Source organism: Streptomyces xanthophaeus, assembly GCF_000725805.1.
GTDB classification, from domain to species: domain Bacteria; phylum Actinomycetota; class Actinomycetes; order Streptomycetales; family Streptomycetaceae; genus Streptomyces; species Streptomyces xanthophaeus.
On sequence record NZ_JOFT01000019.1, the window covers coordinates 1 to 17,074 of the forward strand.

Annotated in this window: 16 protein-coding genes; 9 read left to right on the forward strand and 7 right to left on the reverse strand. The window is 72.7% G+C overall.

What is annotated here, in order from left to right; genetic code table 11:
* A partial coding sequence (locus tag IO30_RS46900; RefSeq protein ID WP_483414663.1) for an aggregation-promoting factor C-terminal-like domain-containing protein occupies nt 1–101 on the forward strand: 101 nt, incomplete at its 5' end.
* 109 nt (nt 102–210) lie between these two features.
* Here IO30_RS46900 and IO30_RS0113225 read toward each other — a convergent pair.
* The 7 genes from IO30_RS0113225 to IO30_RS0113255 all read right to left on the reverse strand — a co-directional run bounded on the left by IO30_RS0113225 (nt 211) and on the right by IO30_RS0113255 (nt 8,350).
* Complete coding sequence (locus tag IO30_RS0113225) at nt 211–1,629, reverse strand: aminobutyraldehyde dehydrogenase (protein WP_031142559.1); 1,419 nt, start codon at nt 1,627–1,629, stop codon at nt 211–213.
* Nucleotides 1,622–2,938, reverse strand: coding sequence for a flavin monoamine oxidase family protein (locus IO30_RS0113230; protein ID WP_031142562.1), 1,317 nt, complete (start codon nt 2,936–2,938; stop codon nt 1,622–1,624). The genes IO30_RS0113225 and IO30_RS0113230 overlap by 8 nt, the downstream gene beginning before the upstream one ends.
* A 36-nt stretch (nt 2,939–2,974) precedes the next feature.
* Nucleotides 2,975–4,084 carry an ABC transporter ATP-binding protein gene (locus IO30_RS0113235; RefSeq protein WP_051859214.1) on the reverse strand — a complete coding sequence of 370 codons (1,110 nt, stop codon included), beginning with the start codon at nt 4,082–4,084 and terminating at the stop codon, nt 2,975–2,977.
* Between the two features lie 4 nt (nt 4,085–4,088).
* The gene (locus tag IO30_RS0113240) at nt 4,089–4,925 is read right to left on the reverse strand and encodes an ABC transporter permease (RefSeq protein ID WP_063768444.1); all 837 of its coding nucleotides are present in this window, start codon (nt 4,923–4,925) and stop codon (nt 4,089–4,091) included.
* Complete coding sequence (locus IO30_RS0113245; protein WP_031142566.1) at nt 4,922–5,827, reverse strand: ABC transporter permease; 906 nt, start codon at nt 5,825–5,827, stop codon at nt 4,922–4,924. Before IO30_RS0113245 ends, IO30_RS0113240 begins: the two co-directional genes overlap by 4 nt.
* Nucleotide 5,828: 1 nt before the next feature.
* Complete coding sequence (locus IO30_RS0113250; RefSeq protein WP_031142567.1) at nt 5,829–6,959, reverse strand: polyamine ABC transporter substrate-binding protein; 1,131 nt, start codon at nt 6,957–6,959, stop codon at nt 5,829–5,831.
* Between the two features lie 149 nt (nt 6,960–7,108).
* The gene (locus IO30_RS0113255) at nt 7,109–8,350 is read right to left on the reverse strand and encodes an aromatic ring-hydroxylating oxygenase subunit alpha (RefSeq protein WP_078904665.1); all 1,242 of its coding nucleotides are present in this window, start codon (nt 8,348–8,350) and stop codon (nt 7,109–7,111) included.
* Between the two features lie 436 nt (nt 8,351–8,786).
* Between IO30_RS0113255 and IO30_RS0113260 the strand changes: the two genes are divergently transcribed.
* The 8 genes from IO30_RS0113260 (at nt 8,787) to IO30_RS0113295 (ending at nt 17,066) form a co-directional block, all read left to right on the forward strand.
* Nucleotides 8,787–9,257: a hypothetical protein gene (locus IO30_RS0113260; protein WP_031142572.1), complete on the forward strand. Its 471-nt coding sequence runs from the start codon at nt 8,787–8,789 to the stop codon at nt 9,255–9,257.
* Nucleotides 9,254–10,624: an NADH-ubiquinone oxidoreductase-F iron-sulfur binding region domain-containing protein gene (locus IO30_RS0113265; RefSeq protein WP_063768445.1), complete on the forward strand. Its 1,371-nt coding sequence runs from the start codon at nt 9,254–9,256 to the stop codon at nt 10,622–10,624. The genes IO30_RS0113260 and IO30_RS0113265 overlap by 4 nt, the downstream gene beginning before the upstream one ends.
* Nucleotides 10,621–10,818 (forward strand): ferredoxin, encoded by a 198-nt coding sequence (locus IO30_RS0113270; protein WP_031142576.1) that lies wholly within the window; start codon nt 10,621–10,623, stop codon nt 10,816–10,818. Before IO30_RS0113265 ends, IO30_RS0113270 begins: the two co-directional genes overlap by 4 nt.
* A 1-nt stretch (nt 10,819) precedes the next feature.
* Nucleotides 10,820–12,955, forward strand: coding sequence for an acetate--CoA ligase family protein (locus IO30_RS0113275; RefSeq protein WP_051902207.1), 2,136 nt, complete (start codon nt 10,820–10,822; stop codon nt 12,953–12,955).
* Between the two features lie 48 nt (nt 12,956–13,003).
* Nucleotides 13,004–14,176: an acyl-CoA dehydrogenase family protein gene (locus IO30_RS0113280; RefSeq protein WP_031142580.1), complete on the forward strand. Its 1,173-nt coding sequence runs from the start codon at nt 13,004–13,006 to the stop codon at nt 14,174–14,176.
* Nucleotides 14,177–14,230: 54 nt separating this feature from the next.
* Nucleotides 14,231–15,403, forward strand: a complete 1,173-nt coding sequence (locus tag IO30_RS0113285; protein ID WP_031142582.1) for an acyl-CoA dehydrogenase family protein — start codon at nt 14,231–14,233, stop codon at nt 15,401–15,403.
* 83 nt (nt 15,404–15,486) lie between these two features.
* Nucleotides 15,487–16,446, forward strand: a complete 960-nt coding sequence (locus IO30_RS0113290; protein WP_078903943.1) for a 3-hydroxybutyryl-CoA dehydrogenase — start codon at nt 15,487–15,489, stop codon at nt 16,444–16,446.
* Nucleotides 16,443–17,066, forward strand: coding sequence for a TetR/AcrR family transcriptional regulator (locus IO30_RS0113295; RefSeq protein ID WP_031142586.1), 624 nt, complete (start codon nt 16,443–16,445; stop codon nt 17,064–17,066). Before IO30_RS0113290 ends, IO30_RS0113295 begins: the two co-directional genes overlap by 4 nt.
* Nucleotides 17,067–17,074 lie beyond the last annotated feature (8 nt).

A 17,074-nucleotide genomic window follows, 5' to 3' on the forward strand; every position in this document is an offset into this window, starting at 1 on the left:
ACCCGGCCACCCAGATCAAGTGGGGCCTGGACTACATGAACTCCCGCTACGGCAGCCCCGTCGGCGCCTGGGACTTCTGGCAGTCCCACCACTGGTACTGAGCCGCCAGTGGGCAGTAGACGCACACGCACGTGAACGCCCGGCCGGGATGACCCGCCGGGCGCTTTTGCGTATCCGGCCAGCTTCCCCCGGACCGGGATGCCCGCGGCGTCACAGCATGACGTGCTTGACCTGCGTGTAGTCCAGAAGGCCGGCCAGGGAGAGATCGCTGCCGTATCCCGAGTGCTTGACCCCGCCGTGGGGCATCTCGGAGACCGTCGTGCCGTGCGTGTTCACCCAGACGATGCCGGTGTGCAGGGCCCGGGTCGCGCGCATCGCACGGTCGTGGTCCGCGGTCCACACGCTGGCGGCGAGGCCGTAGCGGACGTCGTTGGCCAGGCGCAGGGCCTCCGCCTCGTCGGTGAAGGGCTGCACGGTCACCACGGGACCGAAGATCTCCTCCTGCACGATCTCGTCCTCCTGGAGCACTCCCGCGACGACGGTGGGCTCGTGGAAGAAGCCGGGCCGGGGGAGGCGGGCACCACCGGTGACGATCTCCGCGTGGTCCGGCAGCCGGTGGAGCAGGCCCTGGACCGACGCGAGCTGCGCGGCGCTGTTGAGGGGTCCGAAGTCGGCGTCCGGCTCGTCCGGGCCCCCGGTGCGGAGCTTGCCGGTCTCTGCCGCGAAGGCCGCGAGGAACGCGTCGTGGACGCGGTGGTGGACCAGGATCCGGGTGGGCGCCGTGCAGTCCTGGCCGGCGTTGTAGTAGGCGACCGCGGCGAGGGCTGCCGCGGTCGCCGCGACGTCCACGTCGTCGTGCACGAGGACCGGCGCGTTGCCGCCGAGCTCCAGGTGGACCCGCTTGAGGTCGGCCGCCGCGGCCGCCGCGATCTCGCGGCCGGCCCGGACGCTGCCGGTGACCGCGATGAGGGCGACGTCGCGGTGGGCAGTGAGCGCGCGGCCGGTGCCGCGGTCACCGCAGACCACGTTGAGCACGCCCGGCGGCAGGTGCGGGGCCGCGATGCGGGCCAGGAGCACGGCCGAGGAGGGGGTGGTGTCGGCGGGCTTGAGCACCGTCGTGTTCCCGGCGGCGATCGCCGGGGCGATCTTCCACACGGCCATCATCAGCGGGTAGTTCCACGGGGTGATCTGGGCGCAGACCCCGACCGGTTCGCGGCGCAGGAGGGAGGTGCGGCCTTCCGTGTACTCGCCGGCCGCGGCGCCCGGCAGGTTGCGGGCGGCCCCCGCGTAGAAGCGGACGCTGTCGACGATCGCGGGCAGCTCCTCGTCCCTGAACTGGCGGGGGGACTTGCCGGTGTCACCCGTCTCGGCGGCCACCAGGGCTTCCGCATGTTCCTCGATGGCGTCGGCGACGGCGAGCAGGGCCCGCTGCCGTGCGGCCGGAGTGGTGCCCGACCAGTGCGCGTACGCCGCCGCGGCCGCCTCGCAGGCGGCATCGGTGTCCGTCCGGCCGGAGCGCGGAGCCTGCCGGTGGACCCGGCCGGTGGCGGGGTCCACCAGCTCCATCGTCTCGCCCGAGGCGGCGGGCCGGTCCGTGCCCGCGACGTGGTTGTGCAGGGTGTCAGCCACGGCGCAGTACCTCCCCGGCCGCGTCGCGTCCGGTGCGCACGGCTCCTTCCATGTAGCCGGCGACCCACTGATCGGATCCGCAGACGTAGAACGGTGGTTCGTGGGTGCCGTGGAGGGGGCCGACCGCGGTGACGTCGCCGGGGGTCCACTGGGTGACGTACCCCTGGGTCCACGGGTCGGTGCCCCACATCCGCACGTAGGTGGCGAGCGGCCGGTGCGCCTCGTCGCCGTAGAGGCGGGCGACGTCGTCCAGCAGCTCGCGGGTGCGCAGGTGCGCGGGGGTGCCGAGGAGCACGGCGAACCTCTCGGGCGGCACGAGTGCGGAGAGGATGCCGTCGCTCTGCGGCCAGGTGCTGCCGAGGACCCCCTCGCATTCGGAGAGGCCGCTGCGGCCGTGGCCGCGCCAGAACGGCCGGTCGTACGCGGCGACGAACTTCGCCGCGAGGGCCTGGCGTTGGTGGTGCAGGGAGGCGAGGCGCTCCTCGGAGACGCCCGTGACGGCGACCGCGCGGAGCGGGCCGACGGGCAGGGCGCTGACGACGGCGTCCGCGGTGAGGGTCTCGCCTGCGGCCAGCCGTACGGAGCAGCCTCCGGTCCGGCGCACCGTGACGGCCTCGACGGGCGCGCCGGTGCGCACGCGTCCGCCGAGGGCGGCGGCCATGCGCAGGGCCACCGTTGCGGACCCCTCGGCCACCCGCAGACCTTCCCACGCCTCGTAGTCGTACTGCCCGGAGCCGGGTACGCGGGCGTGCTTGCGCAGGGCCGCGAGCAAGGAGGTGCGTTCGAAGGAGCCGTCGGCGAGGGCGAGTTGGCCGATCTCCCAGAGCCGCACGACGGCAGGGCTCGCGCCCTCGGCGCGCAGCCAGGCGCCGACGGAGAGCCGGTCGAGGGCCGTGGCGTCGGGGTGGGACCAGGGCGCGTCCGGATCGACCGTCGCGGCGAGGGCGCAGAAGGCGGCGGTGACCTTCCGGTGGCAGGCGTCGTCGCCGGGGCCGAACCAGTGGGGCGGGTCCGCGGCCGAGACGCCTTCGGGGGTGGCGCGGGTGAGGGCGCCGGGCTCGGCGACGTAGCTGGGGGTCAGGGTGAGGCCGAGTTCCGCGACGAGCGCCGTGTAGGCGGTGTGGGCGCGGCCGACGACCTCTCCGCCGAGCTGGACCAGCCGCCCGTCGGGGAGCGAGGCCTGCTCGACGCGGCCGCCGACCCGGTCCCGGGCCTCGACGACGAGGACGTCGGCTCCGCCCGCGGCGAGGTCGCGTGCGGCGGCGAGACCGGCCAGGCCCGCGCCGAGCACGATGACGTCGTGGTTCATGGGGTGTTCCTCCGGTCGGGCGTCTGTCGGGCTTCTTCAGTCCAGGACCAGGCAGTGCTCGGGCTTCCACCCGATCTCGACGCGTTCGCCACCGCTCCAGCGGTCCTCCCTGCGGGAGCGGACGGTGTTCTGTTCCAGGACCGACACCGTGACGCCGGGCGCCAGTTCGATGAGGTACGTGGTGGTGGGACCGCTGTAGACGGTCTCCTGCACGACCCCGCTGACACGGGCCATGTCCGGCTCCAGGTCGGACAGCCAGATCTTCTCGGGGCGGATCGACAGGTTGACGCGGCTGCCGTCCGCCACGGCCGGCCGGTGGCCGACGGGCAGCTCCGGGCCGTCGTCGAGAGCGACCCTGCCGCCCCGGTAGGTGCCCGGCACCAGGTTGGAAGTGCCCATGAAGGCAGCGGTGAAGCTGCTGGTGGGGCGCTCGTAGACGTCCTCCGGCGTGCCGCACTGCTCGACGCGGCCCTCGTTCATGACGGCGAGGCGGTCCGACATCGTCAGGGCCTCGTCCTGGTCGTGCGTGACGAAGACGAAGGTGATGCCGACCTCGCGCTGGATCTGCTTGAGCTCGACCTGCATGTGGCGTCGGAGTTTGAGGTCGAGGGCGGCCAGCGGCTCGTCCAGCAGCAGTACCTCGGGCCGGTTGACCAGGGCGCGGGCGAGGGCGACGCGCTGCTTCTGGCCGCCGGACAGGGTGGCCGGCCTGCGGCCCGCGAGGTGCCCGAGCTGGACGAGGTCGAGCATGTCGGCGACCCGTCGGCGGGTCTCGGCGCGGCCGACGCCCTTGCGCTTGAGGCCGAAGGCCACGTTGTCCGCGAGCGAGAGGTGGTCGAAGAGCGCGTAGCTCTGGAAGACCGTGTTCACGTTGCGCTTGTGGGGCGGCAGGCCGGTCACGTCCACGCCGTCGAGCAGGACGCTGCCCGCGGTGGGGTCGGCGAAGCCGCCGATCATCCGCAGCAGGGTGGTCTTGCCGCAGCCGGAGGGGCCCAGGAGGGAGAAGAACTCGCCCTCGGTGATGTCGAGTGCGACGTCGTGCACGGCGTAGGTGTCGTCGGAGCCGGGGTACTGCTTGCTCACGTGGTCGAGCCGGACGGCGGGGTTCGGGTGCACGGGGGCCGGGGGCAGGGGAGTCGGGGGCATGCGGTCACTTCCCGGAGAGCAGATCGAGGCCGCCGCGGCGCCCGAACAGGCGGGGGATGGCGAGGGCGAGGAGGACGAGGCCGACGGATCCGGCCAGCATCAGGGTGCCGACGGCGTTGATGGTGGGCTGCACGCCGAACCTGATCGCCGAGTAGATGCGTACGGACAGCGGCTGCGGGTCGACGCCGGTGGTGAAGTAGGCGAGGACGAAGTCGTCGAAGACGAGAGCGAAGATCAGCACCGCCGAGGCGAGGATGCTGGGGAGCAGCGCGGGCAGGGTGACCAGGCGCAACGCCTGCCGACGGGTGGCGCCGAGGTCCATCGCCGCTTCCTCGACCTCCGGGTTCAGGGCGGCGATGCGCGAGCGCAGGATGACCGTCACGTAGGAGATGGAGAAGGTGATCTCGGCGAGCATCACGGTGGCGGTGGACAGCGTGATGCCCAGACCCTTGAAGAGCAGCATCGCCGCGACGCCCGTGACGATCTCCGGGGTGATCAGCGGGACGAGCATGACCAGGCCGGCGAAGGAACCGAGGCGGCTGCGGCTGCGTACGAGGCCCAGGGCCAGGGCGACGCCCAGGAGCAGCGAACCGGCCATGGCGACCAGGGAGACCCGCAGGCTCATGCCGAGCGAGTCGAGGAGCACGTCGTCGCGCAGGAACGCCTCGTACCAGCGGAGGCTGAAGCCCTTGAAGACGGTGAGGGACTTCTGCGCGTTGAAGGAGAACAGGACGACGACGCCGACGGGGAGGTAGAGGAGGGCGAAGAAGGCGGCGGTGACCGCGATGGCGAAGCGGGGACGGCGCTCGGCTCCGCGCCTGCGCCGCTGCCGGGCGCTCATCGGACGGCCTCCGCCTCGTCCTTGCGGGTGCGTCGCAGGTAGCCGAGCATCCCGAGGAAGAGGACCGCCATCAGCAGCATGGTGAGGGCGGAGCCGAGCGGCCAGTTCTGGCCCTGGAAGAACTTGTCCTGGATCAGGTTGCCGATCATGATCTGGTCGGGCCCTCCCATGAGCTGGGCGCTGACGAAGTCGCCCATGGCGGGCAGGAAGACGAGGACGCAGCCCGCGGCTGCCCCTTGCCGGGTCGCGGGGACGGTGACGAAGAAGAAGGTGCGAAGAGGACCTCCGTAGAGGTCGCGGCCGGCCTCGATGAGCGAGGTGTCCATGCGCTCCATCGCCGCGTAGAGCGGGATGATCATGAAGACGACGAAGCCGTAGACCAGTCCGGCGATGACGCCCGCACCGGTCTGGAGGATCTTGGTGTCGCCGTCGGCGAGGCCGATCGCGCGCAGGCCCTTCAGCAGCGGTCCGTCGTCGGAGAGGACGACGGACCAGCCGTACATCCGCACCAGGTAGTTGGCGAAGAAGGGCACGACGATCGCGGCGATCAGCAGGTTCTTGAAGCGCCCGCCGCGCAGGGCGATGGCGTAGGCGACCGGATAGGCCACGGCCAGGCAGATCAGACAGGTGATCAGCGCGTAGCCGAGGGAGCGGAGCAGGACGGTGCTGTAGGCGGAGTCGGCCAGGGCCGTGAAGTTGCCGAAGTTGAGCCCGAAGCGCGGGTTGCCGAGCGGGTCGGTGGTGCCGAGCGCGAGGGCGGCCACGAGGAGGAGGGAGGCGAGGAGGAAGCCGGTCATCCAGAGGGTGCCGGGGAGCAGGAGCCAGGTCCACAGACGTGGCCTGGTCCGGGCGCGGGGCCCGGGGCGGGTCCGGACCCGGGTCCGGTCGTTGCCCTGTGGCATGTCAGCCGGCCTTCACATCGGTCCACGCCGCGTCACGGGCCTGTTCGGCCCGGGCGTCGCCGTTGCGGAAGAAGAGGTCGGCCTTGAGGTCGTCGGCCGTCACCAGGCACTGGGGGAAGGGCTCGACGAGCGAGGCGTAGGTGTCCTCGGTACCGAGCACCGGCATCGGGTAGCCGATGTACTCGATGTTCTTCTTCACGTTCTCCGGACGGAGCATGTAGTCGATGAAGAGCATGGCCGTGCCGGGGTGCTGGGCGTCGGTGGGGATGGCGTAGCAGTCGGAGTTGACGGGGGCGCCCTCGCGGGCGACTTCGAAGCCGAAGACGGACGGGTCCTCGGCCTGGGCGAGCATGGCGGCCATGTCGCCGCTCCAGGCCTGTGTCATGTCGGCGTTGCCGTTGAGCAGGTTGTTGTAGCTGTCGCTGGAGAAACCGCGTAGCCGGGGGCGGAGCGAGCGCAGGGCCTCGGTGACGCGGTCCAGGTCACTGCGGTCGCCCGTGGTGAGGCCGAGACCGAGCTTGAGCGCGCCCATGCCGAGGACTTCGTCGCGGTCGTCCAGGACGAAGACCTTGCCCCTGGCTCGCTCGTTCCACAGGTCGTCCCAGGAGCCGGTGAGGTCGCCGAGCCGGTCCCGGCGCCAGCCTATGCCGGTCTTGTACATGGTGAAGGGAACGGTGTGCGCGGAACGGGGGTCGTACCAGGGGTCGGCGAAGTAGCCGTAACCACCGAACACGGCTTCCGCGTTGCGCAGCTTGGAGTGGTCGATGGCGCGGAGCCGGCCGGCGGAGGCGAGGCGCTGCGCCCACTTCGCGGTGGGGAAGACGATGTCGTAGTGGTTCCCGGCGTTCAGCTTGGCGGCCATGCCCTCCATGGAGTCGTAGTTCGACTGGATGACCTTGACGCCGTACTCCTTCTCGAAGCCTTCGAAGACGGCGGGGTCGACGAAGTCGGCCCAGTTGAAGTAGACGAGGTTGCCGTCGACCTTGACGTCGACGGGAGCCTCCGCGCCGGTCTTGCCGTCCGGGGCGCTGTCGGAGGCGAAGCCGCAGCCGGCCGAGGTCAGGGCGAGGGCGGCGGCGGTACCGGCGCGGAGGAAGGAACGTCTGGTCGGGGGGAGTGCCTCGGGGGACATGGGGTCCTCTCCGTAGGGCCGCAGGGGGACGGCGGGAACGAGCGGTAGGTGGGGGGCTCGGTCGTGCGCGGGGGGTGCGGTGGTGAGGGTGGCCCGGGTGGCCCGGGTGGCGCGGGTCGTGAGGTGGTGCGGACGGGTGCGGCAGCGGCCTACGTTCCGGCGCGGTCGAGATCGGCGCGGATGCGGCCCGCGAACCACCCCACGGCCGACTCGCGCCGGGACAGCGGGCCGGGCTCGAAACCCGGGGTGGAGAGCCCCTTCTGCACGCGGGCGACGAGCTGGGCGTCCTCGTCGTTGGTGATCCAGCCGATGTGGATGTTCAGGCGCCGGGCGAGGCGGGTGCGCAGGCCGGTGCCGCGGCGGGTGTAGAACGCGCCGGGCACGGCGACCCGGTCCACGGCCGTGGGGATCGCGGTCCAGGCCAGTACGTGGTCGGGATAGAAGTCGATGAGGGTGTTCGGATAGATGACCGCGTAGCGCCACACCCGGCGGTCGGCTTCGCCGAGGCCGGGCATGGGGGCGGCGATGCGCTGGTAGAGGCGCTCTGCCCAGTTGGAGGAGGGCTTGTCGCGCAGCGGGGAGGCGAACAGCGCGTAGGACTCCTCGGTCTCGCAGGTGTAGCCCTGGTAGTCGAGCAGCCGCATCAGCCCGGGGTGGGCCACCGGGACGTGGTAGCCCTCCAGGTAGTTGTCGACCGCCACCTTCCAGTTGGCTTCCTGCACTTCGGCGCCGGCCACGTCGTGGATCCGGGCACGGCCCACGGGCACCAGGTCGGCGTCCGCATAGTGGCCGACCGCCTTCGCGAGGCCCGCGCAACTCTCCGCCAGCGGTACGGCGTCGAGGTCGAGGTTGACGAAGACGAAGCCGAGGAAGGACTCGACACGGGCCGGGAACAGTCCGAGGCTCGGCTTGTCGAGGCAGGGGATCTGCCGTGCCTCCGGTGCGCCGACCAGGGTTCCGTCGAGGCGGTACGTCCAGCCGTGGTAGGGGCAGCGGATCGCCTTGCCGACCGGTTCGGGAGCGGTGACCAGGCGGGTGCCGCGGTGCCGGCAGACATTGAGGTGAGCGGCGAGGCCGCCGTCCTCGGTGCGGACGACCAGGACCTCCCGGTCCGCGACGGTGGCGGCGAGGCGGGCTCCCGGACCGGGCAGGTCCGATTCGTGGCAGACGAGCTGCCACGACCTGCCGAAGACGTGGCGGGCTTCGGCGGAGGCGGTGGCGGGATCGGTGTAGTAGCGCGCCGGGAGCGCGGGGCCCGGAGCGTCGGGGGGAAGGGCGCCGGGCCCGGGGGAGCGGTCCGGCGGGTCCGGGCGGCCGGGGTGTCCGGGCGTGCCGGGGTGTTCGGTCCGGCCCGTACGGGAGGGCGGTGTTTCGGGGGCTCTGGACTGCATCGGTGACTCCTCCGTGCCGCCCTGCGGCGATCGGTGTCGGCGTTCGATGACGAGGCGACCCAGCTTCGGGCAGGCGGTCGGGGCGGGAGGCCGGGACTGGCTGACCGATTGGACAGCCAGATTGCTGGCTCATTTCCGCCGGGTCAAGACTTGTTCACTGACCGATCGGTCAGCTAGCGTGATTCTTGCCTGACCGATCGGTCAGCAAACGTGCTTTCGTGTCGCTTCCCGGCACTGCTCCCGTGTTCGTCCAGCTCACGACACGTATGCAGCCCGGGCGGCCCGCCCGGCCCGTCCGGGCCCCGCACCCCGATCCCCGCCACCACCGTGCGACGACAGCGCGACGACCGCGTGAGCCACCGGACCGCCCTGCGCGCCCGCAGCTCCCGCCCCGCCGCCGGTCCCACGGGGGCATCCCCACCTCCCGGAGGCACGCATGAGCGGTCATCGGCGTCTGGACTGGCTCGGACTCACCCCGGAGCCCGAGCGTGAACTCCCCGAGGCCGTGGCCGCCCTGCGCGCCTCGACGAAGGGCGCCACCGCGCCCGGACCGCAGGACCCGACAGAAGCAGAAGCAGAAGCAGAACCGGCTGCGGACGCCGACGCGGACGCCGACGCAGAGCGCCGCCGCCTGGAGCGCCTGGTCCTGCGCGGCAGCAGGCGCAGCTGGCTCCGCTACCTCTCGGAAGTCACCGACCTGGTGACCGCAGTGGCCGCCGGGACGCAGCCCGGCGACCCCGACGCGGCCCTGCTCGCCGCAGAGGTGGTCCTCGACCACCACCACATGCTCATCGGCCTCCCGGGACCGGACTACGGCCGCACCGCAGCCGACCGCGTCGCACTGGAAAGCGCCGTACGCACCCTGCGCGCCCTGCACGCCCCCACCCCGACAGGAAGCAGCCGATGACCACGATCCGACTCCCCACGGCGGCCAGGCCGTTCACCGTCCTCGGGATCGACCCCGGCGTCACGGAGAGCGCCGACGCGTACCGCGCCACCGGCGGCTACGCCGCGGCCACCGCCCCGGACGAACTGCTCGCCCACCTGGCCGCCTCGGGGCTGCGCGGCCGCGGCGGGGCCGGATTCCCGGCCGCCGTCAAACTGCGCTCCGTGCGCGACCGGGGCGGGGCCCCCGTCGTCGTCGCCAACGGAGAGGAGGGCGAACCGGGCTCGGCCAAGGACCGCTGGCTGCTCCGCGCCCGGCCCCACCTGGTCCTCGACGGCCTCGCCCGCGCCGCCGCGGTCACCGGCGCCGTACGCGGCTACGTCTACCTCTCCGACCCGGCCGCGGGCGACAGCGTGCGCCGGGCCCTCGCCGAACACCCGCAGGCGCTGCCCGTGGAGGTCGTCGAGACCGCCCGCACCTACGTCGCCGGCGAGGAGACGGCGGTGGTCCGCAGGATCGACGGCGGCCCCGCCCTGCCCGCGGCCAAGCCTCCCCGCCCGTACGAGAAGGGCGTCGGAGGTGCACCCACCCTGGTGGCCAACGTCGAGACGCTCGCCCGGATCGCCCTCACCGCGGCCCGCCCCGACCTGAGGCGCAGCATCGCCCACGACACCCTGGTGACCCTGTCGGGCGGCCCGGCCGCCGAACCGGTGCTCACCGAGGTCCCGTACGGCGTCCCGCTGCGCTCCCTGGCGGCCCGGCACGGTGTCCCCGACGCCACCGGAGCGCTGATGGGCGGCCTGTTCGGCGGACTCGTCGACGCGGACGCCCTCGACCTCCCCCTCGAACCCGGAGCCCTCGCCGCCGCGGGAACCGCCCTGGGCTGCGGAGCGATCCGCTTCCTCGCCCCCGGCGACTGCCCGGTGGCCGCCGCCGCCGACGCGGTGGGCCACCTCGCGGCCGAGAGCGCCCAACAGTGCGGGGTCTGCGTCTCCGGTACCGCAGCAGTCGGCAACGCCCTGTACGCGCTCGCCACCGGGACGGCCGGCCCGGACACCACCGACCGGCTCCACCGCTGGTCGCAGACCCTGCCCGGGCGCGGTGCCTGCGGGCTGCTCGACGCCGCCGCGGGCCTCGGCGGCAGCCTGCTCCGCGCCTTCCCCCGGCTCGTCCGCTCCCATCTCGCCGCGCCGTGCCCCGTGTGCGCGGCCACCCGGCCCGGGGACGGCCGCCACCGGCTCACCGTGGCCGTACCGGAGGTCGCCGCACCCTCCGTCCCGTCCTCGTCCTTCTCCCCGTCCCCGGCGCCCACACCCGTCCCGTCCCGGGCGTCCATGCCCGCCCCGTCCCCTTCCCCCGCGGAGCCCGAGCTGAAAGGAACGCCGTGAAACTCCTGCTGGACTCCACCCGCTGCCAGGGCTACGGCCTGTGCCAGGAACACGCCCCCGACCTGGTCGAACTCGACGAATGGGGCTACGCCGAGGTCATCGCCGCCGTCGTCCCCGAGGGAACCGAAGGCGCCGCCCGCGCGCGTGCCTGCGCCGAAGCGTGCCCCAACTCCGCACTCCGCGTGGAGGGATGACATGCGACGAGACCTCAGCACCCTCTTCGACCCCGCCTCCGTCGCCGTGGTCGGCGCCAGCGACGACCCGGCCAAGTACGGCCACGCGGTGGCCTCCCAGGCCCTGCGCGCCCCGGACCGGCGGCCCGTCCACCTCGTCAACCGGCGAGGCGGCACCGTCCTCGGCCGGGTGGCCGCGACCTCCCTCTCCGCGATCGGCGAACCCGTCGACCTGGTCGTGGTCTCCGTACCCGGCGCCGGATTCGAAGCCGCCGTCGACGACGCCCTGGCCTGCGGGGCGAAGGCGATCGTCGGCATCACCGCCGGCTTCGCCGAGGCAGGCCCTGCCGGTCTGGCCCGCCAGCGGGCCGTCGCCGCACGGGTACGGGCCGCCGGAGCCGCCCTCGTCGGACCCAACTGCCTGGGCATCGCCGACAACACCACCGAGCTCTACCTCGCCTCGGACCGCTTCGCCCCCGGCGGCGTGGCCCTCCTCAGCCAGAGCGGCAACCTCGCACTCGAACTCCAGCTCCGCTTCGCACCGCACGGCCTCGGCTTCTCCCGCTTCGTCTCCCTCGGCAACCAGGCCGACGTCACCCTCGTCGACCTCGTCGAAGACTGCGCCCGCCACGAGAGCACCTCCGCCATCGCCGTCTACGCCGAGGACTTCGGCGACGGCCGCGCCTTCGCCGAGGCCGCCGCCGCGGCGGGCAAGCCGGTCGTGCTGCTCACCGCGGGCCGGGGCGCCGCCTCCGCGCGCAGCGCCCAGTCGCACACCGGGGCCCTCACCACCTCGGCCGACGTGGTCGCCGCCGCCTGCCGCGACGCGGGCGTCCACCTCGTGCGCACCCCGCGGGAGATGACCGTCGTGCTGGCCGCGCTGAGCGCGGGTCCGCGTACGGCCGGCCGGCGCACCGCCGTCTTCACCGACGGCGGCGGTCACGGCGCGGTCGCCGCCGATGCCGCCGAGGACTCCGGTCTCGACGTCCCCGAACTGGGCGAGGAGACCCGGCACAGACTGCGGAGCGTGCTGTGGGAGCAGTCCTCCGTCGGCAACCCCGTCGACCTGGCGGGCATGGGCGAGCAGCGCCCCCTCTCGTACGCCGACACGATCGGGGAACTCCTCGCGGACGACAGCGTCGACTCCGTCCTGATGACCGGGTACTTCGGCGGCTACGCGGCCTCCGAGGGAGGCCTCGGCGGCGGCCCGGCCGGCGGCTCCGTGCTCGCGGCAGGGGAGACCCGGGCCGCGGAGGAGATCGTCGCGCACCTCGCGTCCGTCCCGAAACCGCTGGTCGTGCAGTCGATGTACCCGCAGTCACCGAGCTGCCGCGCGCTCGCCGGAGCCGGGATACCGGTGTTCGCCGCCACCGAGGACGCGGCCCGGGCCCTGGCGGCGATGACCGTCCGGACGCCGGCCGACGGCCTCGCCGTACCCCCGCTGCCTCCCACCGCCGCACCCCTGCGGGATCCGGGCTACCACGGGGTCCGGGCGCTGCTCGCAGGTGCCGGCGTACCCTTCCCGGCGGCACGCGAGATCACCGACGAGGACGAACTCCATGCCGCAGCCGGTGAGTTCGAGGGCCCCTACGTACTCAAGGCCCTGCACGTCCTGCACAAGTCCGACGCAGGCGGCGTGGCGCTGCGCCTCGCCGACCGGGCGGCGCTCCTCGCGGCGTACCGGGAGATGCGGGCCCGGCTCGGCGCGCCCGCCTACTCGGTCGAGGCGATGGCCGACCTCACGGACGGGATCGAGCTGATCGTGGGCGTGCACCGCGACCGGCGGTTCGGCCCGGTCGCCATGGTCGGCCTCGGCGGGACCCTCACCGAGACCCTCCGCGACGTCGCCTTCTCGCTCGCACCCCTGCCCGCCCGCCGGGCCGAGACGCTGCTGCGGGGCCTGCGCACCGCCGCACTGCTCGACGGCGTACGGGGCCGCCCGCCCGTCGACGTGGCCGCCGCGGCCGCCGCCATCGAACGCATCACCACCCTCGCCGCCGCGCACCCGGAGATCGCCGAACTGGAGGTCAACCCCCTGCTGGTGCGCCCGGACGGAGCCCTCGCCCTGGACGCCCGGGCGGTCCTGGACCAGCCCGGTCCCGCCGGCACACCCGCTGAACTGCACCGACCTGGGCTGCCCTGCACTGATCTGGGCTGACTGCCCAGCCCCCGTACCCGTCCGCACCACCCGTGCCCCGGAGGACAGATGGACTTCCGCTACACACCCGAGCAGGCCGCCCTCAAGACCCGCGCCGCCGCCTACACACGACTCCTGATGAGCTACGAGGACCAGTCCGAGGAAGCCGACGGCCCGCTGCCCGCCGACACGGTCCGCGAACTGACCCGCGCCGCGATCGACGCCGGCGTCTACGCGATCAACATGCCCGCCGAATGGGGCGGGGCCGGCCTGTCCCTCCTCGACCAGGTCATCGTCGAGGAGGAGTTCGGCAAGGTCACCAACTGCCTCTGGGACATTCCCTGGCGGCCCGCGAACGTCCTCGCCCACGGCACCGGGGCACAGCGCGAGAAGTACCTGCTCCCGGTCATCCGGGGCGAGCGGTTCGACGCGTTCGCGGTGACCGAGCCCGGTGCCGGATCCGACCCCGGCTCGGGCACCAGCACCGCGGCCCGGACGGACGGCGGCTGGCTGCTGAACGGCGAGAAATGGTTCGTGACCTGCGGAGACATCGCCGACTTCCTACTCGTGCAGGCCGACGCGGGACCCGACAGGCAAGCGACCTTGTTCTTCGTGGACAAGCAGGCGCCCGGCGTCGAGATGACAAGGGTCCCGCGGTTCATGCACTCCGCGGTCAACGGCCACCCCGAGTTCACGTTCACCGACGTCTTCGTCCCCGACGAGGACGTGCTCGGCGGCGTCGGCAACGGCTACGAGCTGACCAAGGAGTGGTTCACCGACGAGCGGCTGATGATCGCCGCCCGCACCGTCGGCGCCGCGGAGCGGGCCCTGGAGCTGGCCCGGGACTGGGCGGTCGGCCGCCGCCAGTTCGGCTCGCCCATCGCCGACTTCCAGCTGGTCCAGGGCATGCTCGCCGACTGCGCCGTCGACATCGCCGTGACCCGCGCCTACACCCACCAGGTCGCCTGGGAGGCCGACCGGCCGGAAACCGACCGCAAGACGCTCCACGCGAAGGCATCGACCGCGAAGCTCGCGGCGAGCGAGGCAGCGGGCCGCGTCATCGACCGGTGCGTGCAGATATTCGGCGGCCGCGGCTACGACCGCTCGTACCCGGTCGAGCGCATGTACCGCGAACTGCGCGTCGACCGGATCTGGGAAGGCACCTCCGAGATCCAGCGCCTGATCATCGCCAACGAACTGATCAAACGCGGCACCCGGGCCCTGGCCCTGCCCGGCGCCTGACGACCCAGGCCCACCCCGCCCCCACCACGACCAGAGGACAGAGGACACACAGACATGGACTTCCGCCTCACCCCGCGCCAGGAAGAGCTCCGCAGCGCGGCGCGCGAACTCACCGCGTTCATCACGAAGTACGAGCTCGACTGCGAGGAGAACAACGGACTGCCGCCGCAGGCACACACCGAGATCCGCGACGCCGTCCTCGACAGCGGTCTCCAGGCCGTCAACATGCCGCAGGAGTGGGGCGGCGCAGGCCTCACCATCCTGGAACAGGTCACCGTCCAGGCAGAGCTGGGACGGCTCACCGGCGCGCTGTGGGACATGGTGTGGCGTCCGGCCAACGCCTTGTCCCACTGCACGCCCGAGCAGCGCGAACGCTACCTCGTCCCCGTGATCCGGGGGCAGCGCCGGGACTGCTACGCGGTCTCCGAGCCCGAGGCCGGATCCGACCCGCAGAGCCTGCGCACCACGGCGACACGCACTGCGGACGGCTGGATCCTCAACGGCGAGAAGTGGTTCGTCACCGTCGGAGACCACGCCGACTTCATGATCGTGCTCGCAGCTGCCGGGGACGACCGCGCGCCGACCCTCTTCCTCGTCGACAAGGACACGCCGGGCATCGAGATGACCCGAGTGCCCCGCTGGATGCACACCTTCGTCTACGAGCACCCCGAGTTCACCTTCACCGAGGTGTTCGTCCCCGACACCGCCGTGCTCGGCGAGATCGGCCAGGGCTACGACATCACCCGCTCGTGGTTCACCGAAGAACGCCTCATGATCGCCGCCCGGACCATCGGCGCCGCGGAGCGGGCCCTGGAGCTGGCCCGGGACTGGGCGGTCGGCCGCCGCCAGTTCGGCTCGCCCATCGCCGACTTCCAGCTGATCCAGGGCATGCTCGCCGACTGCGCCGTCGACATCGCAGTCAACCGCGCCTACACCCACCAGGTCGCCTGGGAGGTCGACGAGGGCCTGACCGACCGCAAGACACTGCACGCCAAGGCGGCGATCGCCAAGCTGTCCGCGAGCGAGGCCTCCGGCCGGGTCATCGACCGCTGCCTGCAGATATTCGGCGGCCGCGGCTACGACCGCTCGTACCCCGTCGAACGCCTCTACCGCGAACTGCGCGTCGACCGGATCTGGGAGGGCACCTCCGAGATCCAGCGCGTGATCATCGCCAACGAGCTGATCAAACGCGGTACGGACGTCCTGCGGATGCCCTCCGCGCAGTGAGCCGCCCCGGTGGTCCGGGCGGCCCGCGGGACGCCCGGACCACCGCAGACCCGACGCACACCCGAGGAAGGGAGGAAGAGCCGATGACCGAAGCAGAACGGATCGGGATCGTGGGCTGCGGACTGATGGGATCCGGCATCGCCGAGGTCTGCGCCCGCGCCGGACGCGACGTCGTGGTGGTGGAGACGACCCGCACCGCCGCGGCCGCCGGCCTGGAGCGGATCACCCGCTCCCTGGTCCGAGCGGAGGCGGCCGGGAAACTGACCGCCACGGCACGGGACGACGCCCTCGGCCGGATCACCGTGACCGCGGACACGGACCGGCTGGCCGACCGGGACTTCGTCGTCGAGGCGGTGGCCGAGGACGAACGCGCGAAGCTGGAGGTCTTCGCCATGCTCGACCGGGTCGTGGAGCGGAGCGACGCCGTCCTGGCCACGAACACCTCCTCCCTCCCCGTCATCCGCCTGGCCGCCGCCACCTCCCGCCCCCAGCAGGTCGTCGGCCTCCACTTCTTCAACCCCGTGCCCGTCCTGCCCCTGATCGAGCTGGTGCCGTCGCTGCTCACGGCCGACGAGACGGTCCGACGGGCCCACGCCTTCGCCTCCGTGACACTGGGCAAGCAGGTCGTCCGCGCCCAGGACCGGGCGGGGTTCATCGTGAACGCCCTCCTCGTGCCCTACCTGCTCGCCGCCGTACGCATGGCCGAGTGCGCAACCGCGTCGGCCGAGGACATCGACCGCGGCATGACCCTCGGCTGCGCCCACCCGCTGGGGCCGCTGGCCCTGGCCGACCTCATCGGCCTGGACACGGTGCAGGCCATCGCACGGTCGATGTACGCGGAGTACCGGGAGCCCCTGTACGCACCGCCCCCGCTGCTGGCCCGGATGGTCGACGCCGGCCTCCTGGGCCGCAAGACGGGCAGGGGCTTCCACGCCTACGAGCGAACCGGGCACCCCATGAGCGAGGATGGTGGTGTGGTGGCCGCGGCAACCGGGCCCATCCGCCCGTCCGACGGGCGCCGACACGGGGAGCAGCCAACGTGACCAAGGCCGATCGCGCACTCGAGACGCGTGAGCGCATCCTCACGGCCGCCTGCGAGGTCATCGCCGACATCGGGTTCGAGAACGTCAGCATGCGCAAGGTCGCCGAGCACGCCGGCGTGTCGAAGGCACTGCTGCACTACCACTTCGACACCCGGGAGAAGCTCTTCGCCGAAGCCATGACCCACTCCTTCGCCCAGACCGGCACGGACACGGACACGGACCCCGACAGCGACGGCGCCCCGGCCCCGGCCGCCGTCGTACTGGCCCGGATCCTGCGGAGCATGCTGCCGACGGACGCGGAACTGCGCCAGGACTGGAAGCTGTGGCAGGAACTGTGGGTGCGCGCCCAACGGGACACGGCGGCCCGTCACCTCGCCGTCGACCTGTACGACCAACTGCACGCCTGGGTCGGCGGAGCCCTGGAACGGGGCATCGCCGACGGGGAGTTCACCGACTGCGACGTCGCCGCGCTCAGCACCCTGATCCTGGCCCTGTGCGACGGCCTCGGCATCCGCCTCATGCTCGACGACCCCCGGGTCGACCTGGCGACGGCCCGTTCGACGATCTGGCGCACCATCGCCCCGACCCTCGGCATCGACCCGGCGTTCCCGGAGCACTGACGGCGGAC